The sequence below is a fragment of the Rhizosphaericola mali genome, assembly GCF_004337365.2.
Taxonomy (GTDB): Bacteria; Bacteroidota; Bacteroidia; order Chitinophagales; family Chitinophagaceae; genus Rhizosphaericola; species Rhizosphaericola mali.
This window is the reverse complement of the sequence record NZ_CP044016.1, coordinates 3,824,545-3,845,531: the sequence shown is the minus strand read 5'-3', so window position 1 is coordinate 3,845,531 and position 20,987 is coordinate 3,824,545. Positions and strand designations below refer to the sequence as shown.

The following is a 20,987-nucleotide window of genomic DNA, read 5'->3' as shown; positions in this document are numbered from 1 at the left end:
ATATAAAAATTTAAAAGTAACCCATGGCAAGTACAAAGTATAGTTTAATGCTCGGTCTTTTCGCCGGATTAGCATCTACTAGCGCGTTTGCACAGCAAACTTCAACCAGTGATGATTGGTTGTATGATTCATCTAAAGTAACTTCTCACGGCTTGGCTCAGCAAAATGCATGGAAAGCCAACGAGACTCCTTATCCTGCAAAACCTAAAAACAAATTGGAATTAGGTATTGGTGTTGGTCCATCTTTGATGTTCACTCCAATCAATCCTAAATTGGGATATGGTTCAAGTTTTTCATTAAGAAAAGCTTTAGGACATGTATTTTCAGTAAGAGCTCAATATAACTATGGTATCTACTATGGTCAAGACTATAGAACAAGATCTGTAAGTTATGCTCCAAGTAACGTTCAAGCAGTTTTAGCTGCTCATGGTGCTCCATCTAGTTATTTGGCTAACTATAAAGCAACTATTCAACAAGTTTCTGTTGATGGATTGGCAAGTTTGAATACTATTAGCAACTATCGTGGTAATCCAAAATTAGATATCTACGCATTAGCAGGTTATAGCTTTGTATGGGGTTCTAGCCGTATCAATGCTTTAGATGCTAATGGTGCTGCTTATTCTGCTTTTAATACTGGAGATAATGTTAGAGTTGATAAAAGCCAAGCAAAAGATATCTTGAAAGCAGGTCAAAAAAATGGCTTGTTTGATATGAAAGGTGGCAACGACCAAAAATATGAAACAGTATTGACTAATCGTAACGGTGCTACTGGTAACGTTATCGGTGGTGGTACTCAAATGAGAAAACATGGTGTTGATTTCGGTGCCGGTATCGCATTTAAAGTAAGCGATAACTTCAATATCGGAGTTGAACAAAAATTCACTTACTTATTTGATGGTGGTGATTTCTCTGGTATCGTAACTGGTCCTTCTCAAAAAAATGATATCTTAAGTAATACACAAGTTCGTTTTAACTTTAACTTAGGTTCATCTTCAAAAAGAGTTGCTCCATTGTGGTGGATCAACCCAAACAATTACATCTACAACGAGTTGAATGTGCCTAAACACATGAAAATTACGTTACCTGATGCTGATGGTGATGGTGTAACTGATTCTTTTGATTTAGAACCTAATACTCCAGCTGGTGCTCCTGTAGATTCTCACGGACGTGCTTTGGATACAGATGGTGATGGCGTTCCTGATTACAAAGACAAACAAAAAATCACTCCACAATCTTGGTTCCCAGTTGACGCGGATGGTGTTGGTACTGAACCAGAACCAGCTTGTTGTAAAGAATTGCGTGATAAATTAGCTAACTACAAACCAGCTAGCGAATGCGCAATTACAAGTTTACCTAGCGTACAATTCAAAAAAGGTAGTGTTGCTTTAAGTAAAGCTGCTCAAGCTTCTTTGACTACTGTAGCTGCTCAATTGAATGGCAATCCAGGATGTAAAGTAAAAGTTATCGGTTACGGTGCATCTAACAAAAAAGCACAACAATTAAGTTGGGATAGAGTAAATTCTGTAATCAAATACTTAGTTGAAAAACAAGGTATAGCTGAAAGCAGATTGTTATTCTACTATGGTCAAGATGGTGATGCTAACACTGTAGATCTTCAAGGTACAACTGAAGAAGGTCCTAACACAGTACCTGCTCCTCATCCAAACTTACAGAAATCTAAATAAGAAAATTTCTTATAAATATTTCCAACCTCATCTCGTTAGAGATGAGGTTTTTTTGTGATATTATTAATTTTAAAAACATATTTTTGTTAGATATAAATCTAAATATGCTCAAACAAATCGTTGCAGTATTTTCATTGCTTGGAGTTTTTTCATCTAGCCAAGCCCAAGTTGCTAACCACCTAAAAGATAAACAAATTATTGGTGTAGTAAAGGATAGCGTAACACTTACAACATTACCTTTTGTTGATATTATTGATAAAACAGACAGTTTAAAATTCAGAAGCGGAGAAGATGGATTTTTTAAAGCTAATATGCAAAAAGGAGATGTTTTAATATTCAGAATACCAGGATATCAAAATGGACAATTTACTTATTTAGGAGAAAAATATCATATGGATACAGTAGAGATTTGGTTAAAACCTAAAATGAAAGAAATACTTCCTGGTGTTATAGTCTCATCTTATACTTATGATGATTATCAGTTAGATAGCTCCGAGAGAAGGGATGATTTTATCAAAGATGTAGGATTGAATCCTAAAACATTTTCTCAAAATACAGGAGGTGCAGGATTAGCTATTGGATTGGATAATTTTTTTGATAAAAAAAATAAGGCGAGAAAACGTGCATATAAAAATTTCTTAGACAATGAAGAACAACGTTATGTGGATTTTCGTTTTAATAAACTACTAGTGCATTCTTTTAGTGGTTTGACTGGTGAGAATTTGATGATGTTTATGAATCAGTATCGTCCATCGTATGATTGGTTGCGAGAAAATGATGATGCAGAATCTTTAAAATATTATATCAATGATAAATTGAAAGTATATTTTAGTAAAAATAAAAGTTCGAAATAGTTATGGCTTACATAGATTATTATAAGGTTTTAGGAATTGAAAAGAACGCCAGTAACGACGATATTAAAAAAGCTTACAGAAAGCTTGCGCGTAAGTATCATCCGGATGTTAATCCAAATGATGCTAACGCAAATAAAATGTTCCAACAAATCAATGAAGCAAATGAAGTATTAAGCGATCCTGAAAAAAGGAAAAAGTATGATACTTATGGTGAGAATTGGGAACATGCTGAGCAATTTGAACAAGCAAAACGTCAAAATAATAATCGTGGTGCTTCAGGTTTTGGTGGTTTTGGTGCAGGTGGTGGTCAATCTTATAATTTCTCTGGTGAGGACGCTGGAGATTTCTCTGATTTTTTCCAATCTATGTTTGGTGGTGGTGCCGCCTCCTTTGGCTCCCGTGGTAGAAATACTCAGTTTAGAGGGCAGGATCTTCAAGCTGAATTAACTTTAAGTTTGCGTGATGCTGCAGTAACACACAAACAAGAAATTCAAGTTGGAGAGAGAAAAGTTCGTATAACTATTCCCGCTGGTATTGCTGATGGTCAAAAAATTAAGTTGAAAGGTTATGGTAATCCTGGCAGCAATGGCGGACCTGCTGGTGATTTATATATTACTTTTAATATTGCGGAAGATCCAAATTTCAAAAGAGTCGGTGACGATTTATATATTTCCAAAGATTTAGATTTATATACTGCAGTATTGGGAGGTGACGTTTTGGTTGATACATTGAACGGTCAAGTTAAGTTGAAAATTCAACCAGAAACACAAAACAATGCGAAAGTTCGTCTTTCTGGAAAAGGTTTTCCCAAATACAAAATAGAGAATCAATTTGGAGATTTATATGTGACTTGGAATATCCTCATTCCAAAAAATCTAACAGACAAACAAAAAGCATTATTTAAAGAAATCGCTCAAGGTTAAAAATTACAATTATGTCAACAGAATTAGAAATTATTGCTGTAGAAAAATATTGTAATAGCAATAATGTAGAAATAGAATTTGTGCATGCATTGCACGCGGTTGGTTTGATTGAAATCGTTCAGTCTGATAATTTGGAAAATCTTTATTTAGATGAATTGTCCAAATTAGAACGTTTTATTAGGCTACACTATGAACTACAAGTAAATGTTGAAGGGATTGATATTATTGATTCTTTGCTCAGTAAATTGGCATCTCTCCAAAATGATTACCAATATTTACAATCCAAACTTTCTTTATATGAATAAATCATTTTGATAAAAAATGATTATTTAACAGAAATGGTTTTTATACTAGCAATTTTATTCAGAACTTTATTGTCATAAAATTGTAATATTAGTATAAAACCATTTTTTTATGAGTAACGAAAAACAACAAAATCGCAAATTAACGACCGCATCTGGTATTCCATATAACCATAATGAAGATACAATGACAGCTGGAAGTCGTGGTCCGGCATTGTTGCAAGACTATATTCTTCATGAGAAAATGGCGCATTTTAATCGTGAACGTATTCCTGAGAGAGTGGTGCATGCCAAAGGCTCTGGTGCATTTGGAACGTTTACCGTGACGCACGATATTACAAAATATACCAAAGCCAAATTATTTTCTCAAATCGGTAATCAATGTAAAATGCTTGCACGATTCTCTACAGTTGGCGGGGAAAAAGGAAGTGCGGATACAGAAAGAGATCCGCGAGGTTTTGCGCTAAAATTTTATACAGAAGAGGGAAATTGGGATTTAGTTGGAAATAATACGCCAGTATTTTTTATAAAAGATGCGAAGAAATTCGGAGATTTTATACACACGCAAAAAAGAGATCCACATACCAATCTAAAAAGCCCGACCATGATGTGGGATTTTTTCAGCTTGAATCCTGAAACTTTACATCAAGTTATTATTTTGTTTAGCGATCGAGGTACGCCTTACGGCTATCGTCACATGCACGGATATGGTAGTCATACTTTTTCCATGATTAATGCGGCAAATGAAAGAGTTTGGGTTAAATTTCATTTTAGAACAAAACAAGGTGTGAAAAATTTCAATCAGGAAGAAGCGAATGAAATGAAGGGTAAAGATCCAGATTTTGCACAAAGAGATTTGGTTGAATCCATTGATAACAAAGATTTTCCACAATGGACGATGTATATACAAGTAATGACAGAAAGCGAAGCGGATAATTTTAAATTTAATCCTTTTGATTTGACTAAAACATGGTCTCAAAAGGAATATCCCTTAATAGAAGTAGGTACTATGGAATTAAATGAAATTCCTGCCAATTACTTTGCCGATGTAGAACAAGCTGCATTCGCACCAGCACATGTCATTCCTGGTATTAGTTATTCACCAGATAAAATGTTACAAGGGCGCATTTTGTCTTATCCAGATGCCCAACGTTATCGTATTGGAGCTAATTATGAGCAACTTCCTGTAAATCGTTGCCCTTATATGACATCACACAGCAATTATCATCGTGATGGACACATGGCATTAGATGGAAATGGAGGTGCAGATCCGAATTATTTTCCAAATAGTTTTGATGATATATACGAATCAGAAATTGAAGAGCCTGCATTAGCTATAAAAGGGGATACGTATTGGTACGATAGAAATGCAGAGGGAGAAAATGATCATTATTCTCAACCAGGAATTTTATTTTCTCAAGTAATGTCTGAGGAGGATCGAGCTCATTTGATACATAATCTAGTAAGTTCATTAAGTGCAGTAGAAGGATCAAAAAAAGATTTGATTTTAAATCGTCAATTATGTCATTTTTTTAGGGCAAATATTGGGTGGGGCATCAAAGTAGCACAAGGATTAGGTATTGATGTCGATCAAGCAATGATACAACATTAGTGTTTGAAATATAAAAAGACGCGGTATTTGTAAATGCAAATACCGCGTCTTTTGTATATAAATGAATTAAAGTTTAATATTCATCTTCATTAAAGAGAAAATCTTCCTGACTAGGATAATCAGGCCAAATATCTTCAATACTTTCATATACTTCTCCTTCGTCCTCAAGTTCTTGTAGATTCTCTACCACTTCAATTGGCGCTCCAGAACGAATGGCAAAGTCTATCAATTCGTCTTTGGTAGCTGGCCAAGGTGCATCTTCAAGATAACTTGCTAATTCTAAGGTCCAAAACATAATTACCTGTTTTAAATTTCGGCAAAAGTAATATTTAAGATTGATAACGACAATAGTAAAAAAATGAAAAATTATTTTTGCATTTCTTTCAATTCTTTTTCCTGTGCAAACATCACATCACGGAGTCTTGCTGCTTCCATGAAATCCATGTCTTTCGCTGCTTTTTCCATCCGTTTTTTGGTTTGCGCGATCGTTTTTTCCATTTGAGGAATGGTTTTTTTTCTTTCAAATTTCACACCGTCTTCGGCTGCAATATCTGGTACGATATCTTGATCCGCTGCGATAGCATAACTTTTTCGCTCATCGTATCCTTTAATATCCAAAACCGATGTTTGGGCAAATACTTGTTCCGTACTTTTGGTAACTGTTTTTGGTGTGATATTATGTTTGGTGTTGTAAGCAATTTGTATTTCACGTCGACGATTCGTTTCATCAATCGTGCGTTGCATACTATCCGTCATTTTATCCGCATAAAATATAACCAAACCATTGGCATTACGTGCAGCACGACCGGCTGTTTGCGTCAATGACTTTTCATTTCTCAAAAAACCTTCTTTGTCCGCATCTAAAATTGCGACTAAAGTCACTTCGGGTAAATCCAAACCTTCTCTCAATAGGTTTACGCCGACAAGTACATCAATTTCTCCCAAACGCAATTGACGTAAAATCTCCACACGTTCCAACGTATCAACATCGCTATGGATATATTTAGAATTGATATTTATTCTATGTAAATATTTATCCATTTCTTCCGCCATACGTTTGGTTAATGTGGTAACCAAAATACGTTCGCGTTTTTTCACACGCTTATCAATTTCATCCAAAAGGTCATCGATTTGATTTACACTTGGGCGAACTTCGATTGGCGGATCTAGCAATCCCGTTGGACGTACAACCTGCTCGACAATAATTCCTTCTGATTTTTCCAATTCATAATTACCTGGTGTAGCACTGACGAAAAGAGTCTGCCCAATCATACTTTCAAATTCATTGAAACTCAATGGACGGTTATCGATCGCACTAGGTAAGCGAAATCCGTATTCTACTAAGGTCAATTTTCGACTACGGTCACCACCATACATTCCCGAAATCTGAGGTATCGTTTGATGACTTTCATCGACCATTAATAAAAAATCTTTGGGAAAATAATCTAACAAGCAGAACGGACGCGTTCCAGGTGCTCTTCTATCAAAAAAACGAGAATAATTCTCAATCCCAGTACAATATCCCAATTCGCGTATCATTTCCAGATCATATTCCGTACGCTCTTTGATACGTTGCGCTTCTTGAGGTCGCTCCGTACTATTGAAATAATCCACTTGTGCCATCATTTCATCTTGAATCTCCTCCATAATTTGTTGGAGCATATCTTTGGGTGCGAGATATAAATTTGCAGGAAAAATGGCGGCATTGTCTAATCTTTCCATGCGTTTATTCGTCGTAATATCAATGCTCTCAATTGATTCAATCTCATCTCCGAAAAAGCTAATGCGATAGCCATAATCTACATAAGGCAGATTGATGTCGATCGTATCGCCATGCACACGAAAAGTTCCGCGTTTAAAATCGACTTGCGTTCTCGAATACAAGGAATTAACTAAAGAGTGTAAAAATCCTTGACGCGAAATTTGTTGTCCAACTTTTATCCGAACAATCCCATTTTCAAATTCGGTAGGATTGCCGATACCATAGATGCAACTTACACTCGCTACAACTACGATATCTCGCCTTCCACTCAACAATTCCGCTGTAGCTTGTAAACGTAATTTATCTAATTCCTCATTGATACTCAAGTCTTTCTCAATGTAAGTATTGCTCACGGGCATATATGCCTCCGGTTGATAATAATCGTAATAACTTACATAATAGCCGACTGCATTTTCTGGAAAAAATTGTTTGAACTCTCCGTACAATTGTGCAACGAGTGTTTTATTATGTGTTAAAATTAAAGTAGGTCTTTGCAAATTTTGAATCACATTGGCCATCGTATAAGTTTTACCCGAACCGGTTACACCTAATAAAGTTTGAAATGGCTCGCCCTCTTTGATACCTTTTGTAATTTGTTCGATTGCCTTGGGTTGGTCACCCGCAGGCGAAAATGGCGTGTGTAATTTGAATTCCATATAAGCAAGTTACACATTGTAACGATCTTTCTCAAATGGCAAAAGAGGAATTGTGTTAATTTTGCAGCAAAATATAGATAAAGTGAAGATCGTAGCATTACAAGATGGGATTTTTTCAGTCGATGGAACTAAGCAATTTGTACCCTTTAATCCAGCTGTAGATGATATAGATGTACGTCCACACGGAAGTGTTTTCCTTTCTGTAACGCCATTTTTAGTTGAAAAAGACAACGAAGTTATTATTTTAGATACAGGTTTGGGTACGAAGAATGACCAAGGAGAATGGAAAATTGTTGAAAATTTGGCAAAATATGGTCATCGTCCAGAAGAGGTTACTAAGGTCATTTTTTCTCATTTACACAAAGATCATATTAAAGGTTTGGGTGCATTTGATGATAATGGAATATTTCACTATACCTTTCCCAATGCGACGCATTATTATCAAGGAAAAGAGATGGAATATGCGATGAGTAAAGGAGCTCCATCATTTGATATTCAGACATTACAAGCATTGAAAGACAGACCTGGCAATGTTATTTTGGATGGAGATGGGGAAATTTTACCAGGAATTACTTACCAAGTTACAGGTGGACATACGCCTTTTCATCAAGCAATTTATTTACAAGAAGGCGAGGATAAATATTTATTTGGTGCAGATGAGGCGCCCATGTTGACGCAAATGCGTAATCGTATCAATGCAAAATATGATTACGATGGCAAGAAAGCAATGGAATGGCGTAAAAAATGGTGGGAAAATGAAGGAGAAGATGGGTGGAAATTTCTATTTTACCATGATCCTAAAGTTGTTATATATTCAAAGAAATAACAAAATATAAAAATAATTTTTTATATTCATTTGAATTTCACTGAATGAAGTGAACTATATTTGCAACAAATAACTTGTAAGAAATCTATGACAGAACCTCTACATGAGCCCGATTTTTCTTTCCTTGGTAAAAAAATAATGGAAATCAATACTGCCATCTTTAAGGCAGAAGCAGATCCTGTGCTTTTACCAAATAATGTGATATCTACTGTAAGAGTGGATAAACAAGGAAATATTTGGTTTTTCAGTTCTTGTCAAAAGAATGTAACGCCATTGTACGAAAGGGATTTTCATAGTACATTGGATTATTTCAATAAAGAAAAACAAGCAAGAATTTCGATTTCTGGTCCTTGTCGCATTATTCCTGAAATGGAAGCTCCAGAGTTTGTTTTAGGCAATGTGCCACCATCTCTAGCAGAAAGACAAGTATTATTGATTAGATTTTCTATCCAAAAAGCGGAATGTTACAATTTGGGTACAGATGCGGATGACCCTTGGTTGGAAAAGTTAAAAGCTAGTTTTCAATATTGGCTATTTGCGGGCAATAATGAAAAGAGAAAACTTATCTTCGATCTTTCCTCAACAACGAAATAATTTATTTCTAGACAATATTGTTTTCTAAAGAGCTAAATTTGGATATGTTCAATTTTAGATTTACGGGAAGGAATATTTTCATTTTAGGAACGTTACTTTTTCTCATAAGTAGCGCTTTTTTTTCCCATTATCTTTCAGGTAAATTAGCTGCCACTGAAAAACAAAAAGTGGAGATTTGGGCAAATGCACAAAAGTTTCTTTCGACCGCAAATGCTGGAGATCAGAATGGATTGGATTTGGCAATTTTGATTTCTACGTCTAATACAGATATTCCTATCATCGAAACGAACGAAAAAGATATTCCATCAGGGATGACGCGAAATTTGGATTCGGTTAGATTGAAAAAAGATCCACAATATTTGAATAAAGAATTAGCCAAATTTAGGCATGAAAACGAACCAATTATTGTCAAACTCTCAGGAAATTCTATTTTAGAAAATAGGTATTACTATGGTTCGAGTAGTTTGCAAATTACGTTGCAATATTTTCCCCTTATTCAATTTGTTATTGTTGGGTTGTTTTGTATAATGTTTTTAATCATACAAAAGACAAAAACAAAAAATGAACAAAATCTTTTGTGGATTGGTATGGCGAAAGAAACGGCGCATCAATTAGGAACACCGTTGTCAAGTTTGGAAGGTTGGTTAGAGATTTTGAAATTACATGCAGAAAATGAAACGTATATCCCAGAAATTAAACGTGATTTGGAGCGTTTGCAATTAGTTTCTGACAGATTTGGAAAAATTGGTAGTTCTCCAAAATTGGAATTGAAGGATATCAATTTGCAGATTGATAACATGGTCAATTATATTCGAAAAAGAGCAGCAGGAAAGATAGCTATTCATTTTTCTTGTAAACCAGATACTATACTTGCTAGCATTTCTCCTCCATTATTCGATTGGGTGATTGAAAATCTTTTGAAAAACGCATTAGATGCCATGGATGGTAAAGGAAATATCGAGGTTCAATCATTTTTGCAAAATCATCATATCATTATCGAGGTTAAAGACTCGGGAAAGGGAATTGCACCAGCCAATATTGGCAAAGTTTTTCTACCTGGATTTACAACGAAAAAACGTGGCTGGGGATTTGGATTAGCATTGACTAAAAGAATTATCGAAGAATATCATCACGGCAAAATTATTGTAAAAGATAGTGAAGTAGGAAGAGGAACAACTTTTAGAATACAATTACCAATCTCATAGAAAAGGGCGAAATTGAAATTATCAACTTCGCCCTTTTATTTATTTCAAAAAGTGTCTAGTAATTACTAATAGTCACCTAAAGTTTCTGGTAATTGTCTCAATGCAGACGCTAATTGTTCGTCGTTTGGTGCTTTACCATGCCAGCCATGATGACCTTCCATGTAATCCACACCTTTACCCATTTCAGTTTCCAAAAGAACTGCAACTGGAGCGCCGTTTTTCAACATTTCTTTTGCTTTAGTCAAAGCTTTGATGATTTCTTCAATGTTGTTACCTTCTTTAACAACGATTGTTTGCCATTTGAATGCTTTGAATTTAGCTTCTAAATCACCCAAATCCATCACTTCTTTAGTTGGACCGTCGATTTGTTGACCATTCCAGTCGATAGTTGCGATATAGTTAGTAAGATCAAAGTTAGGAGCAGACATGATCGCTTCCCAGTTTTGTCCTTCGTTCAATTCACCATCACCATGTAAAGAGTAAACGATAGAGTCGTCACCATTTTGTCTTTTAGCAAGAGCCGCACCGATGGCAACGCTCATACCTTGACCAAGAGAACCACTCGCAATCCTGATACCAGGCAAACCTTCATGCGTTGTTGGGTGACCTTGTACACGAGAATTTAATTTTCTAAATGTACCCAATTCAGAAATTGGGAAATAACCAGCTCTAGCTAAAGTAGAATAAAATACTGGAGAGATGTGACCATTAGAAAGGAAGAATAAATCTTCACCAATTCCATTCATGTCAAATCCTGGTTTACGTTTCATTACATCAAAATATAATGCAGTGAAAAAATCTGTACAACCTAAGGATCCACCTGGGTGACCACTATTAGCACCATGTACCATACGTACAATATCTCTACGGATTTGCGTAGCTGTATCTCTTAATTCTTGAATATCTGCCATCTGTGATAAATTTTTATAAATATTGAATTGCTCCTAACGACTCTATGTGATTACGAGCGCAACAAACTTACGAAAAGTATTTTCTTTTTTATACTTTTGGATGCTGCGAATTGTCAATTTAAGCATAAAATAATGAAATTGCTGTAGCTTTGGCACAGAAAATCAATTTCAATAAGGATTTTTGAGTAAAAAAGCCAATATAGACTTTTAACCAAATAGAAACATGAACGAAGAATTAGAAATGCTTTTGATGGAAGCAGAAGCATCGATGCAAAAAGGGATGGACCATTTGGAAGTGGAAATGAATAGAATCAGAGCTGGAAAAGCTACGCCTACAATTTTGGATGGCGTTTCCATCGAATATTATGGCGCTCCTACACCGATCAGTCAAGTTGCCAATATCAGCATTTTGGATGTTCGTACAATCAGTATACAACCTTGGGAAAAAAATATGCTTGCTGTAATTGAGAGAGGTATTATGGCTGCTAATATCGGCATCACCCCACAAAATGATGGTGTGCAGATTCGTTTATTTTTACCTCCATTGACGGAGGAAAGAAGAAAGGAATTATTCAAAAAAGCATCTTCTGAGGGCGAACAAGCTAAAGTAACTATCAGAAATGCTCGTAGAGATACAATGGATGATATCAAAAAAATGCAAAAAGATGGCTTGAGCGAAGACGTTGCAAAAGATATCGAAAAGAAAGTGCAAGATCTTACCGATCGCTATATTGCCAATGTTGAAAAACGTCTAGCCGTAAAAGAAAAAGAAATGATGACAGTTTAATTACTGTAATTCTATAATTAGAAATGCTATCAAATCTCGATTTGGTAGCATTTTTTTTAGTAATTTTAGAATATTTTTCAACCAAAACTACGTTTTATGAGGTGTGTCATTTGTTTTTGCATATTTTTCGTATTTGCGAATAAATCAGTTGTTGGTCAAAAAATCAAGTTTGATGAAATGAGTCATAAAAACCCATCAACAAGGGCGATTGGGACAACAGAATTAAAAATTCCATTGAATAATGTAGAGTTGATAAATGCGCCTATATCATCATCGGAAAACTTCGGAGATATAAAAGCCGTCAATGTAAGTATGATGGCTTACGATACGTCAATGTTTTTATGTATTTCTTTTTTTAATAATAATGTGATATCTAAGTATACAATAGATTCAGTCAAAGTATTTGACAATAGTGGTAAAATAATACCTTCAAAAATCAATAAATATTTAGGTATTGGTAGAGATCCAGAGCCGAAATCTTCTTTGCATTACGAAGAATCTCGATTTAAAAATTTATTATTAATAAGCGGCAATTTTGAAAATGGGATTAGTAAAGTGATTCTTAGGACTTTCAATACGGATAAGATGATTATTAATTTGGCAAATGATAAAACTAGAAATTTCATTGCCAATGCCAATTTGTTAATTAGTAATTCTATCGGAAAATTATAGACGGCTTTAGTTCCAAGTAAGTATGGATAATACTATCTATTTCCTTGGACGGTTGTTCCTGCCGATAAAAATTGGTACAAAGAGTATATCGTAGCTTCTACAGTGCTAGAAACATTAAAAAAACTAGATATGCAATATCCGGGAATTAAAAATATGGAAGATTAACACATTCTTTTATCTTTGCTAAAAATACCTATTAATCACTAAAACAGTAAAAACTATGGGATTCGTAAAAGAATTTAAAGATTTTGCCATCAAAGGAAATGTAGTTGATTTAGCCGTTGCCGTTGTTATCGGTGGTGCATTTGGAAAAATAGTAACATCATTGGTAGATGATATTATCACACCAGGCATATTGACTCCAGCATTGAAAAAAGCTAATTTGCAAAATCTATCAGAACTTGTAATTCCGGGTACGGCGATCAAGTATGGTAGTTTTTTGTCTAATGTCATTTCATTCTTTATCATTGCATTAGCTTTATTCATTGTTATCAAAGGAATTAATTCTTTGAAAAAGAAAGAAGTTGAAGCTCCTGCTGCACCAGCAGAACCAAGTTCTACAGACAAATTATTGATGGAAATCCGTGATTCTTTGAAAAAATAATATTTTCCCTCGAATAATATATTTTTGTAAGACCCGAAGTAGATTCGGGTCTTTTTTATTTTTTTAAATTCAGTAGTTGAACAATAATAATTACCAAATAAAGCTGCCTCAGTTTGAAGGCCCTTTTGATCTGTTGCTTTTCTTTATCGAAAGAGATGAATTGGATATTTATAATATTCCAATTACAAAGATTACATCTGATTTTTTGGCTTATGTGCATGATCAAGAGCGCTTAAATATTGAGTTGAGTAGCGAATTTATTTTGTTTATTGCGACTTTGATGCGTATCAAAGCCAAAATGCTTTTGCCTAGAAAAGAATTGGATGATCAAGGAAATGAAGTGGATCCGAGACAAGAATTGGTGGAAAAATTATTGGAATATAAAAAATATAAACAAGCATCCATCGAATTAGCTGAAAAAGAAGCTGAGCGATTATTGATGCAAAAACGTGGTAACGTCCAAAAAGAACTTTTGGGCATCGGTGAGCAAGCATCCGAAGGCACGGAGATTCAAACTTTGACATTGTTTCGCCTGATGAAGACCTTTGAAAAGGTCATGGAAAGATTACAGGAAAAAAGTAATAAGCCTGTTCATACCGTTATCAAATACAACTATACGATGGATGGCAGCCGGGAATATTTAATGACAGAAATCCAATCTACACATACGGTTCCATTTGATAAAATATTCCAAAATTGTGAATCTCGCATTCACGCACTTTTTCTCTTTCTATCTTTATTGGAATTAGCTCAGATGCGCTATATGACGGTTTTGGTAGGTGACGGACGAAACAATTTCATTATTGAATGGAATGATAATCGCGACGAAGAATTGGCGGATGCACCTATTCCAGAAGGTACATTGTCTCAAGATGAGGCAATAGCGCCAGAAATTAATCAATAAGTATTTTTAGGCAAAGTTTCCAATATATTACAATAGCTGAGATAGCGATCCAGGGCGATTTCGCTATTTTCAACAGCATCTTTAATAGCACAACCGGGTTCGTTTATATGCAAACAATTATTGAATTTACAATCTTGTAAACGCTCACGCATTTCAGGGAAATAGTGAGACAATTCTTGAGATGAAATATCATTCGTAATCCCAAATTCGCGTATACCAGGCGTGTCGATCAACCTGCTTTCGGCGTTGATGTCATACATCTGTGCAAATGTCGTTGTATGCATTCCTTTGCCACTCCAGTCGCTCACTTCTTGTGTACGAATATTTTCTTCAGGTAAAATGGCATTGATAAAAGTTGATTTGCCGACTCCACTTTGTCCACTGACTAAAGTTGTTTTTCCTTGAAACGCATTTTTCAATTTATCCAAACCTTTATCAGCCTCTAAACTCAATTCAAATACTTCATAACCAAGTGGTTGATACACGACTTTTATTTGTTCCAATATTTTCCAATCATGCTCTGTATACAAATCCGTCTTGTTGAAAATCAAAGAACATTTCACATGCCATGCTTCCGCGGAAACCAAAAAACGATCGATAAATCCTAAAGATGTTTTGGGATCACGTAAACTTGCAAATAGGAAAACTTGATCTAAATTAGATGCAACGATATGGCGTTGATTGCGGTTATGCGGAGAGGAGCGGACGATATAATTTTGTCGATCCAAAATTTTAGTGACGATAGCGGTTTTTTGTTCCTCATCTTCAATATCAATTTCTACCAAGTCGCCCACCGCAACAGGATTGGTGGATGTAATACCATTGATTTTGAATTTACCTTTTATTCTTGTGTTGTAAAAAGTTTGGTTTTCCGCTTTCGCTTGATACCAGCTACCTGTTGATTTGTATATTGTTGCCTGCACTAAATAAGAATCGATTTTACGGCGAAGATAAAGATTATCGAGGCATGATTATTTACTAAATTTTATTATAATTATTCAGCATTTACAAAAGATCCATCACTTTTCAATATTGCAGGTGCTGTATATATTAGACCAAATGAGGTAAACTTTTTATTTGGTTGACCTGTAGAAATATCAAATGAATACAAACAATCATCCGAAGATCCGGCATATATAAAATTATCTGTAGCTATTGGATTGCCGACAAGACCATTCGTTGAAAGTTCCCATTGTTTGTGTCCATCATCCACATTGATTGCAAAAAAACTATAATTTATATTACCAAAGTAAATAACATTGTTTTTAATAAATGGAGAAGATATGATCTCTCCATTTGTTTTGAATGACCACTTGAGAGTGCCATTTGAAGTATTTATTGCATACATGTTTTGATCTCTACTTCCTATGTATACCGTTCCTTCAAAAACTTTAGGATCTGATAAGGTTTCGCCATTTGTAACAAATTCCCATTTTTTCTCTCCTGCTGTGATATCGATTGCATAAAGTTTTTTATCTCGACCTCCTGCAATATATAAGATTCCATTTGAAATTACAGGTGAGGACATTATCGGACTTCCAATGTTTAATTCCCACTTTGGTAGTCCATTAGAGATATTTAAAGCATAAATCACATTATCTGTACTTCCAATATTTAAAATACTATCTTTTATTTCTGGAGATGATTGAATGTAACTGTCAGTTTTAAATTTCCATTTCAAATTTCCAGATTTGGCATCAATTGCGTATACATAAGTGTCATAACTCCCTGTATATATTATCCCATCTTGAATCGTGAAGTTAGATGAAATCCCATTTCCTGTTTTAAATTCCCATTTTGCTTCTCCAGTGTTGATATCAATTGAATATATTTTAGAATCTCCGCTAGCGCAATACACCATTCCTTCATATATCTGAGGATTAGAAAATATCCCCATCCCAGTTTTAAATTCCCATTTTGTTTTGCCCGTTTGCAGATCTACAGCATATAACTTGGTGTCGTTGCTGCCGACAAATGCTATTGAATCAAATATTTGAGAATTTGGATTATCCTTTTTACATGCATATAAACATAAGGTAACGATAAATAATATATAGATGTCAAATTTTTTCATAAGAAAATTATTTATAGCTTGGTTAAAGTTTGTGAATTAATAAAATTTCCTACCACTCCGCAATAATCTTAAAATTCAAAAGTCTTGGCGTTAGGCGATTGGGTAATGGATATAAATTATTTGAATAATCTTTTATCAAAGTATAACTAATTGTATTGGAACGATCGATCAAATTGAACACTTCGACCGTACCCCAAATATGCTTAAAAGTTCTAAATGGAGAATGGCTTTTATGTGGTTTGCTCCCATCGACTAATAAGGTGCTAAATCCAATGTCCACTCTGAAATATGGATCAATTTCCAATGAATTTCTATATTTCGTACTGCCAGGAACGTTATACGGAAGATTAGAACCGTAAATCGTATTCAAATAAACTTTCGCATTTTTGTTAGTTGTTAAATAGTCTTGGAAAAACATTCCTAAAGTAATTCTTCTATCTGTAGGACGGCGAAACCAACCTGCATTAGAGACTGTGCTATCCGTAATTTGTTTGTCTTGGGTTTGTGAATTGATCGTTTGACCTTCTGCATTTTGATAGGTTGTGTTGGTTAGTCCGTTGATTTTTTCCATCGTACGCATATAACCGATAGAGATCCAACTTTCTGCATCTTTGACCAATTCTCCAAATAGGCGCGTTTCCAAACCATAAGCGTAAGCCTTCGCATTGTTATTTCCATAATAACGAATACGCACATTATCAATATCATATATATCAACGTCGGTCATACTTTTGTAATATGCTTCCGTTGTCCATTTGGCTGGGCGGCTCATCATGTGAAATTGATAATCCATGCCCAAGGTTCCTTGAATACTTTTTTGCGCTTTTAGATTTTTATTGAGGCTGCCGTCATATCGCAACATTTCCCGATAAAATGGCGGCTGGTTGTACATCCCAACTGATCCATGAAAATTGACATCTCTTTTCCAATTTTTGGGTTGGTAGGAAAATGTTACTCTTGGGGAAATAAGAAATTGTTTATTGAGATCATTGTAATTGTAACGTACTCCAGGTTGTATCAAAAAAGACGAAGAGTCGCCCCATTGAATATTATCTTGAATAAAACCCGAAGTGCGCGTCAATACAAAAGATTGATCACCATACATGGCATCATTTAACTGAAAATTGCCACTGGTATTATTGGGTAAAGAATAGCCAGCAGAATCCAAATAGGTCCATTGATTCAAATAACTATTTACTTTTTGTCTTTCAATCAATGCACCCCATTGCCAATAATGATTTCCTTTTTTGTACGAACCATTGTGTTGAGCCGTCCATACATCTATTTTCAAATTATTTCTGGAATAATTAATATTCGTACCGCTTCCAATTACGTCAGCCGCATCTTGATTATACGCATTGTCCGAAGAACTCAAACTATACACACTCGTAATATCCGAATTTTGCGTTTCTCGATCTCCGTAATGTGATAAAGACCATTTCAAATTAAGATGATTGTTGACTTTTTTGGAAGCGGTCAATCCAACGAAATTAGTGGAATATTTATCTTTTTCACTTCCTTCAAATGCAAAATTGGCGTTGATTTCCGACGTATATAACGGTGAAATGACCGCTGTCGCCAATTGCAAACTTTGCGGATAAAAAGTAAATTTCGTTTTGGAATAATTTCCCAATAAATCAATTTGCCAATTTTTGCCAGCGTCGTACGTAAAATAACCTTGTATATCCGAAGAACTAGGTAAATAACTTCCTTGCGTCGCTTGGCTTTTGACTAGATTCTGGTTGGTACGATTTCTTCCGCCAATTAAATAGGTAAACTTTTTATTTTTACTAATTCCTTCCAGATGCAATCCTTGTTCGAGTAAACCGACATACGCCGAGCCTCCATTTTCGGTAGGTTTTTTATACGTTACATCCAAAACCGAACTCATTTTGTCCCCATATTTCGCCTGAAAACCACCGTTGCTAAATTTGATATTTTCGACCATATCCGCATTGATGAAACTTAGCCCTTCAGATTGCGCATTTTGCACAAGAAATGGTTTATATATTTCAAATCCATTTACATAAATAAGATTTTCGTCATAATTACCGCCACGCACATTGTATTGCGAGGTCATTTCATTATTGCTTCCGACAATGGTTTTAATCAAGCCTTCCACTCCGCCAATAGGACTCGGATTGAACTTTGCTTTGTTGGGATCTAAGGTGATAATCGCTGCGTCACGTCCATTTTTTTTATCCGTAACTTTTACGTCACGCAATCGCTTTACTTGAGAATTTAGAGAAATGACCACTGCGCGCGTTTGGCCACGATTGAGTAAATAATTATGTCTTTCTTTTCTGTAATTCAAAGCATCATAACTCAAGGTAATCATGATGCCAGATGGAATTTCCAATTTGAAATAACCAGAGTCATTTGCTTCTGTGCTACCATGATTGCCAGAGCGGCTAATGGTGGCATGCGGTATGGGATTACCACTTTTATCTATTATACGACCTTCAACTGTCGCAATATTATTTTGCGCAGATAAATGAGTAGACAAACAAATAAGGGCAAATACGAAGACGACCTGTCGATAAATAAAGGTCAATTTTTTACAATGAGCATATTGATTTGGAAAAATTGACCTTGTATTAATTACGTTACGCAGCATTGCATATATAACGAATAAAATAGTGGAAGATTATTTCATGCTTTATTTTTTTTGCTTATCATCATCAAAACTAAAATCTCTCAAAGGCTTTGCCATGAAAAATGTAGAAATAACCACTGATAAAGTCAAACATCCTCCGACGACAACTGCTGTTACGGTTCCCAACCAATGTGCCATTACACCGCTTTCAAAATCACCTAATTCATTGGAAGAACTGATAAACATGGTATTTACCGCAGAAACACGTCCACGCATATCATCCGGCGTAACCAATTGTAAGATGGTACCACGAATTACCACACTAATGGCATCAAATATCCCAGAAAAAACCAACATGGAAAAGGATAAAAGGAAATTACGCGAAATACCAAAAATGATAATCGATAATCCAAATCCAAATACTGCTATAAATAATTTTTTGCCTGGATTTTTTTTCAAAGGGAAAAATGCCAAAATGCCTAAGGAGATTAAAGCACCGATGCCGGGTGCTGCTCTTAATATCCCAAATCCTGTTTCGTTTACATGCAAAATTTCCTTTTGATAAACGGGCAACAAGGCAACAGCTCCGCCAAATAAAACCGAAAACATATCCAAACATTGCGCCCCCAATAGCGCTGGCGTATGGAATACAAATTTTAGACCTTTGGATAAAGATTGTAATACGGGTTCTTTTTTAGATTTTATGATGGGCTTTTTCCGAATACATAATATTGGAATGAGTAAAAGCACTTCCACAATTACGACGCCGAGCATACCCCATTCTACACCTTTCCAAGCAATCATGGCTCCTGCTGTCAATGGTCCCAATACAGAACCTAATTGCCATACCATACTGCTCCAACTTGTCGCATTGGGATACTGAGATCTTGGAACTAATAAGCCAACTAATGCAAAAGAAGAGGGACCCATAAAAGAGCGAATAATCCCACCAAAGAATACGCATGCATAGATGGCGATTAATATGCTACTCAATGGAAATGCCTGCAATGCTGTTGGGTGCGTAAGTCCAAATAATATCCAACCTAATATGACGTAACCGATGATACACATCAAAAGCATATTACGTTTCTCCTTCAGATCGACAATATGCCCCGCAAATAAGGAAAATCCTACGGCTGGAATGACCTCTGCTAAACCAACAAAGCCTAATTTTAATTTGTCATTGGTAATCTGATATACCCAATAATAAATCGTCGTGGATTGCATATTGAGACAAAAGATAAGTAAGATGCGAATAAATAGAAATGCGATAAATTCTTTATTCTTTAATACTGGATTTTTTTCTAAAAAACTATTTCCACTTGCGGTGGGAGGTATACTACTATCCATATAGATTTAGTTCTTCGATGATTGATTATGAAAGTTGAAGGTAATGTTTTCCCGGCGAATAGTCTTTGGATAAAGCATCCAAAATAAGATCTACATGCTTGGAATCGGTTAAAAAATCGGCATTCTCTGCCTCTACAAACAATACTTTTTGATCCGATTGTTTGAGATATTCGAGGTATGTATTTTGAATTTTTTGCAAATATTCATCTGGAATGGATTGCTCATAAGAGCGATCCCGTGTTTGAATATTTTTCTGCAATTTTTGTATCGGTACGTGTAAATAGATTAAGATATCTGGATTGGGCAACTGCTTATTGATGATGTGAAAAAGTCTTTTATACAATTTGTATTCATCTTCCGCCAATGTGACTTTGGCAAATAACAAACTTTTTATAAAAACATAATCCGAAATGGTCGTATCGTGAAACAAATCGGGTCCATTTACCGAATGTTGCAATTGCTTAAATCGCTCCGCCATGAAAAATAATTCCAATGGAAAACTATATTTCTCTGGCTCCTTATAAAATTTGGGAAGAAAAGGATTGTCTTCAAATGACTCTAAAATCAGACGCCCATGCAAACGCTCAGACAATATTTTAGCTAAGGTCGTTTTCCCCGCGCCGATATTGCCCTCTATTGTGATCAGTTTGTATTGCATTCGCTCTTTATT

Annotated in this window: 20 protein-coding genes; 12 read left to right on the top strand and 8 right to left on the bottom strand. The window is 35.3% G+C overall.

Features of this window, described 5'->3' with window-relative positions; translation table 11 throughout:
• The first annotated feature begins 23 nt into the window (after nucleotides 1-23).
• From E0W69_RS16445 to E0W69_RS16425, 5 genes are all read left to right on the top strand, one after another.
• A complete protein-coding gene (locus tag E0W69_RS16445; RefSeq protein ID WP_131331126.1) occupies nucleotides 24-1,685 on the top strand; it encodes an OmpA family protein in 1,662 nt (553 codons plus the stop codon).
• A 104-nt stretch (nucleotides 1,686-1,789) separates the two neighbouring features.
• Nucleotides 1,790-2,539 (top strand): hypothetical protein, encoded by a 750-nt coding sequence (locus E0W69_RS16440; protein WP_131331125.1) that lies wholly within the window; start codon nucleotides 1,790-1,792, stop codon nucleotides 2,537-2,539.
• 2 nt (nucleotides 2,540-2,541) lie between these two features.
• Complete coding sequence (locus tag E0W69_RS16435) at nucleotides 2,542-3,462, top strand: DnaJ C-terminal domain-containing protein (RefSeq protein ID WP_131331124.1); 921 nt, start codon at nucleotides 2,542-2,544, stop codon at nucleotides 3,460-3,462.
• Nucleotides 3,463-3,473: 11 nt separating this feature from the next.
• Nucleotides 3,474-3,767, top strand: a complete 294-nt coding sequence (locus tag E0W69_RS16430) for a chaperone modulator CbpM (RefSeq protein WP_131331123.1) — start codon at nucleotides 3,474-3,476, stop codon at nucleotides 3,765-3,767.
• A gap of 109 nt (nucleotides 3,768-3,876) precedes the next feature.
• The gene (locus E0W69_RS16425; RefSeq protein ID WP_131331122.1) at nucleotides 3,877-5,376 is read left to right on the top strand and encodes a catalase; all 1,500 of its coding nucleotides are present in this window, start codon (nucleotides 3,877-3,879) and stop codon (nucleotides 5,374-5,376) included.
• 73 nt (nucleotides 5,377-5,449) lie between these two features.
• Here the strand turns inward: E0W69_RS16425 and E0W69_RS16420 are convergent, their stop codons facing one another.
• Nucleotides 5,450-5,671, bottom strand: a complete 222-nt coding sequence (locus tag E0W69_RS16420) for a DUF2795 domain-containing protein (RefSeq protein WP_131331121.1) — start codon at nucleotides 5,669-5,671, stop codon at nucleotides 5,450-5,452.
• Nucleotides 5,672-5,742: 71 nt separating this feature from the next.
• A complete protein-coding gene (gene uvrB / locus E0W69_RS16415; protein WP_131331120.1) occupies nucleotides 5,743-7,794 on the bottom strand; it encodes an excinuclease ABC subunit UvrB in 2,052 nt (683 codons plus the stop codon).
• 82 nt (nucleotides 7,795-7,876) lie between these two features.
• Here uvrB and E0W69_RS16410 point away from each other — a divergent pair, with 82 nt between their 5' ends.
• The 3 genes from E0W69_RS16410 (at nucleotide 7,877) to E0W69_RS16400 (ending at nucleotide 10,419) form a co-directional block, all read left to right on the top strand.
• Complete coding sequence (locus E0W69_RS16410; protein ID WP_191967890.1) at nucleotides 7,877-8,620, top strand: MBL fold metallo-hydrolase; 744 nt, start codon at nucleotides 7,877-7,879, stop codon at nucleotides 8,618-8,620.
• Between the two features lie 87 nt (nucleotides 8,621-8,707).
• A complete protein-coding gene (locus E0W69_RS16405) occupies nucleotides 8,708-9,214 on the top strand; it encodes a hypothetical protein (protein ID WP_131331118.1) in 507 nt (168 codons plus the stop codon).
• A 44-nt stretch (nucleotides 9,215-9,258) separates the two neighbouring features.
• Nucleotides 9,259-10,419 carry a sensor histidine kinase gene (locus tag E0W69_RS16400; RefSeq protein WP_131331117.1) on the top strand — a complete coding sequence of 387 codons (1,161 nt, stop codon included), beginning with the start codon at nucleotides 9,259-9,261 and terminating at the stop codon, nucleotides 10,417-10,419.
• Nucleotides 10,420-10,484: 65 nt separating this feature from the next.
• Here the strand turns inward: E0W69_RS16400 and E0W69_RS16395 are convergent, their stop codons facing one another.
• On the bottom strand, nucleotides 10,485-11,330 hold the full coding sequence (locus tag E0W69_RS16395; RefSeq protein WP_131331116.1) for a transketolase: 846 nt from the start codon (nucleotides 11,328-11,330) through the stop codon (nucleotides 10,485-10,487).
• 223 nt (nucleotides 11,331-11,553) lie between these two features.
• On the opposite strand from E0W69_RS16395, the gene frr reads away from it, so the two are divergent.
• The 4 genes from frr (at nucleotide 11,554) to E0W69_RS16370 (ending at nucleotide 14,297) form a co-directional block, all read left to right on the top strand.
• The gene (gene frr / locus E0W69_RS16390) at nucleotides 11,554-12,117 is read left to right on the top strand and encodes a ribosome recycling factor (protein ID WP_131331115.1); all 564 of its coding nucleotides are present in this window, start codon (nucleotides 11,554-11,556) and stop codon (nucleotides 12,115-12,117) included.
• A 177-nt stretch (nucleotides 12,118-12,294) separates the two neighbouring features.
• On the top strand, nucleotides 12,295-12,789 hold the full coding sequence (locus E0W69_RS16385; protein WP_131331114.1) for a hypothetical protein: 495 nt from the start codon (nucleotides 12,295-12,297) through the stop codon (nucleotides 12,787-12,789).
• A gap of 220 nt (nucleotides 12,790-13,009) precedes the next feature.
• Nucleotides 13,010-13,393, top strand: a complete 384-nt coding sequence (gene mscL / locus E0W69_RS16375; RefSeq protein WP_131331113.1) for a large conductance mechanosensitive channel protein MscL — start codon at nucleotides 13,010-13,012, stop codon at nucleotides 13,391-13,393.
• Nucleotides 13,394-13,469: 76 nt separating this feature from the next.
• Nucleotides 13,470-14,297: a segregation and condensation protein A gene (locus tag E0W69_RS16370; protein WP_131331112.1), complete on the top strand. Its 828-nt coding sequence runs from the start codon at nucleotides 13,470-13,472 to the stop codon at nucleotides 14,295-14,297.
• Here E0W69_RS16370 and rsgA read toward each other — a convergent pair.
• From rsgA to E0W69_RS16345, 5 genes are all read right to left on the bottom strand, one after another.
• A complete protein-coding gene (gene rsgA / locus E0W69_RS16365) occupies nucleotides 14,291-15,220 on the bottom strand; it encodes a ribosome small subunit-dependent GTPase A (RefSeq protein WP_131331111.1) in 930 nt (309 codons plus the stop codon). The two genes, E0W69_RS16370 and rsgA, sit on opposite strands and share 7 nt — an antisense overlap.
• A 71-nt stretch (nucleotides 15,221-15,291) precedes the next feature.
• Nucleotides 15,292-16,371, bottom strand: a complete 1,080-nt coding sequence (locus E0W69_RS16360; protein ID WP_131331110.1) for an outer membrane protein assembly factor BamB family protein — start codon at nucleotides 16,369-16,371, stop codon at nucleotides 15,292-15,294.
• A 49-nt stretch (nucleotides 16,372-16,420) separates the two neighbouring features.
• Nucleotides 16,421-18,877, bottom strand: coding sequence for a TonB-dependent receptor (locus E0W69_RS16355; RefSeq protein WP_191967889.1), 2,457 nt, complete (start codon nucleotides 18,875-18,877; stop codon nucleotides 16,421-16,423).
• A gap of 153 nt (nucleotides 18,878-19,030) precedes the next feature.
• On the bottom strand, nucleotides 19,031-20,317 hold the full coding sequence (locus tag E0W69_RS16350; RefSeq protein WP_131331108.1) for an MFS transporter: 1,287 nt from the start codon (nucleotides 20,315-20,317) through the stop codon (nucleotides 19,031-19,033).
• 25 nt (nucleotides 20,318-20,342) lie between these two features.
• Nucleotides 20,343-20,975, bottom strand: a complete 633-nt coding sequence (locus E0W69_RS16345; RefSeq protein ID WP_131331107.1) for a deoxynucleoside kinase — start codon at nucleotides 20,973-20,975, stop codon at nucleotides 20,343-20,345.
• Nucleotides 20,976-20,987: the final 12 nt, after the last annotated feature.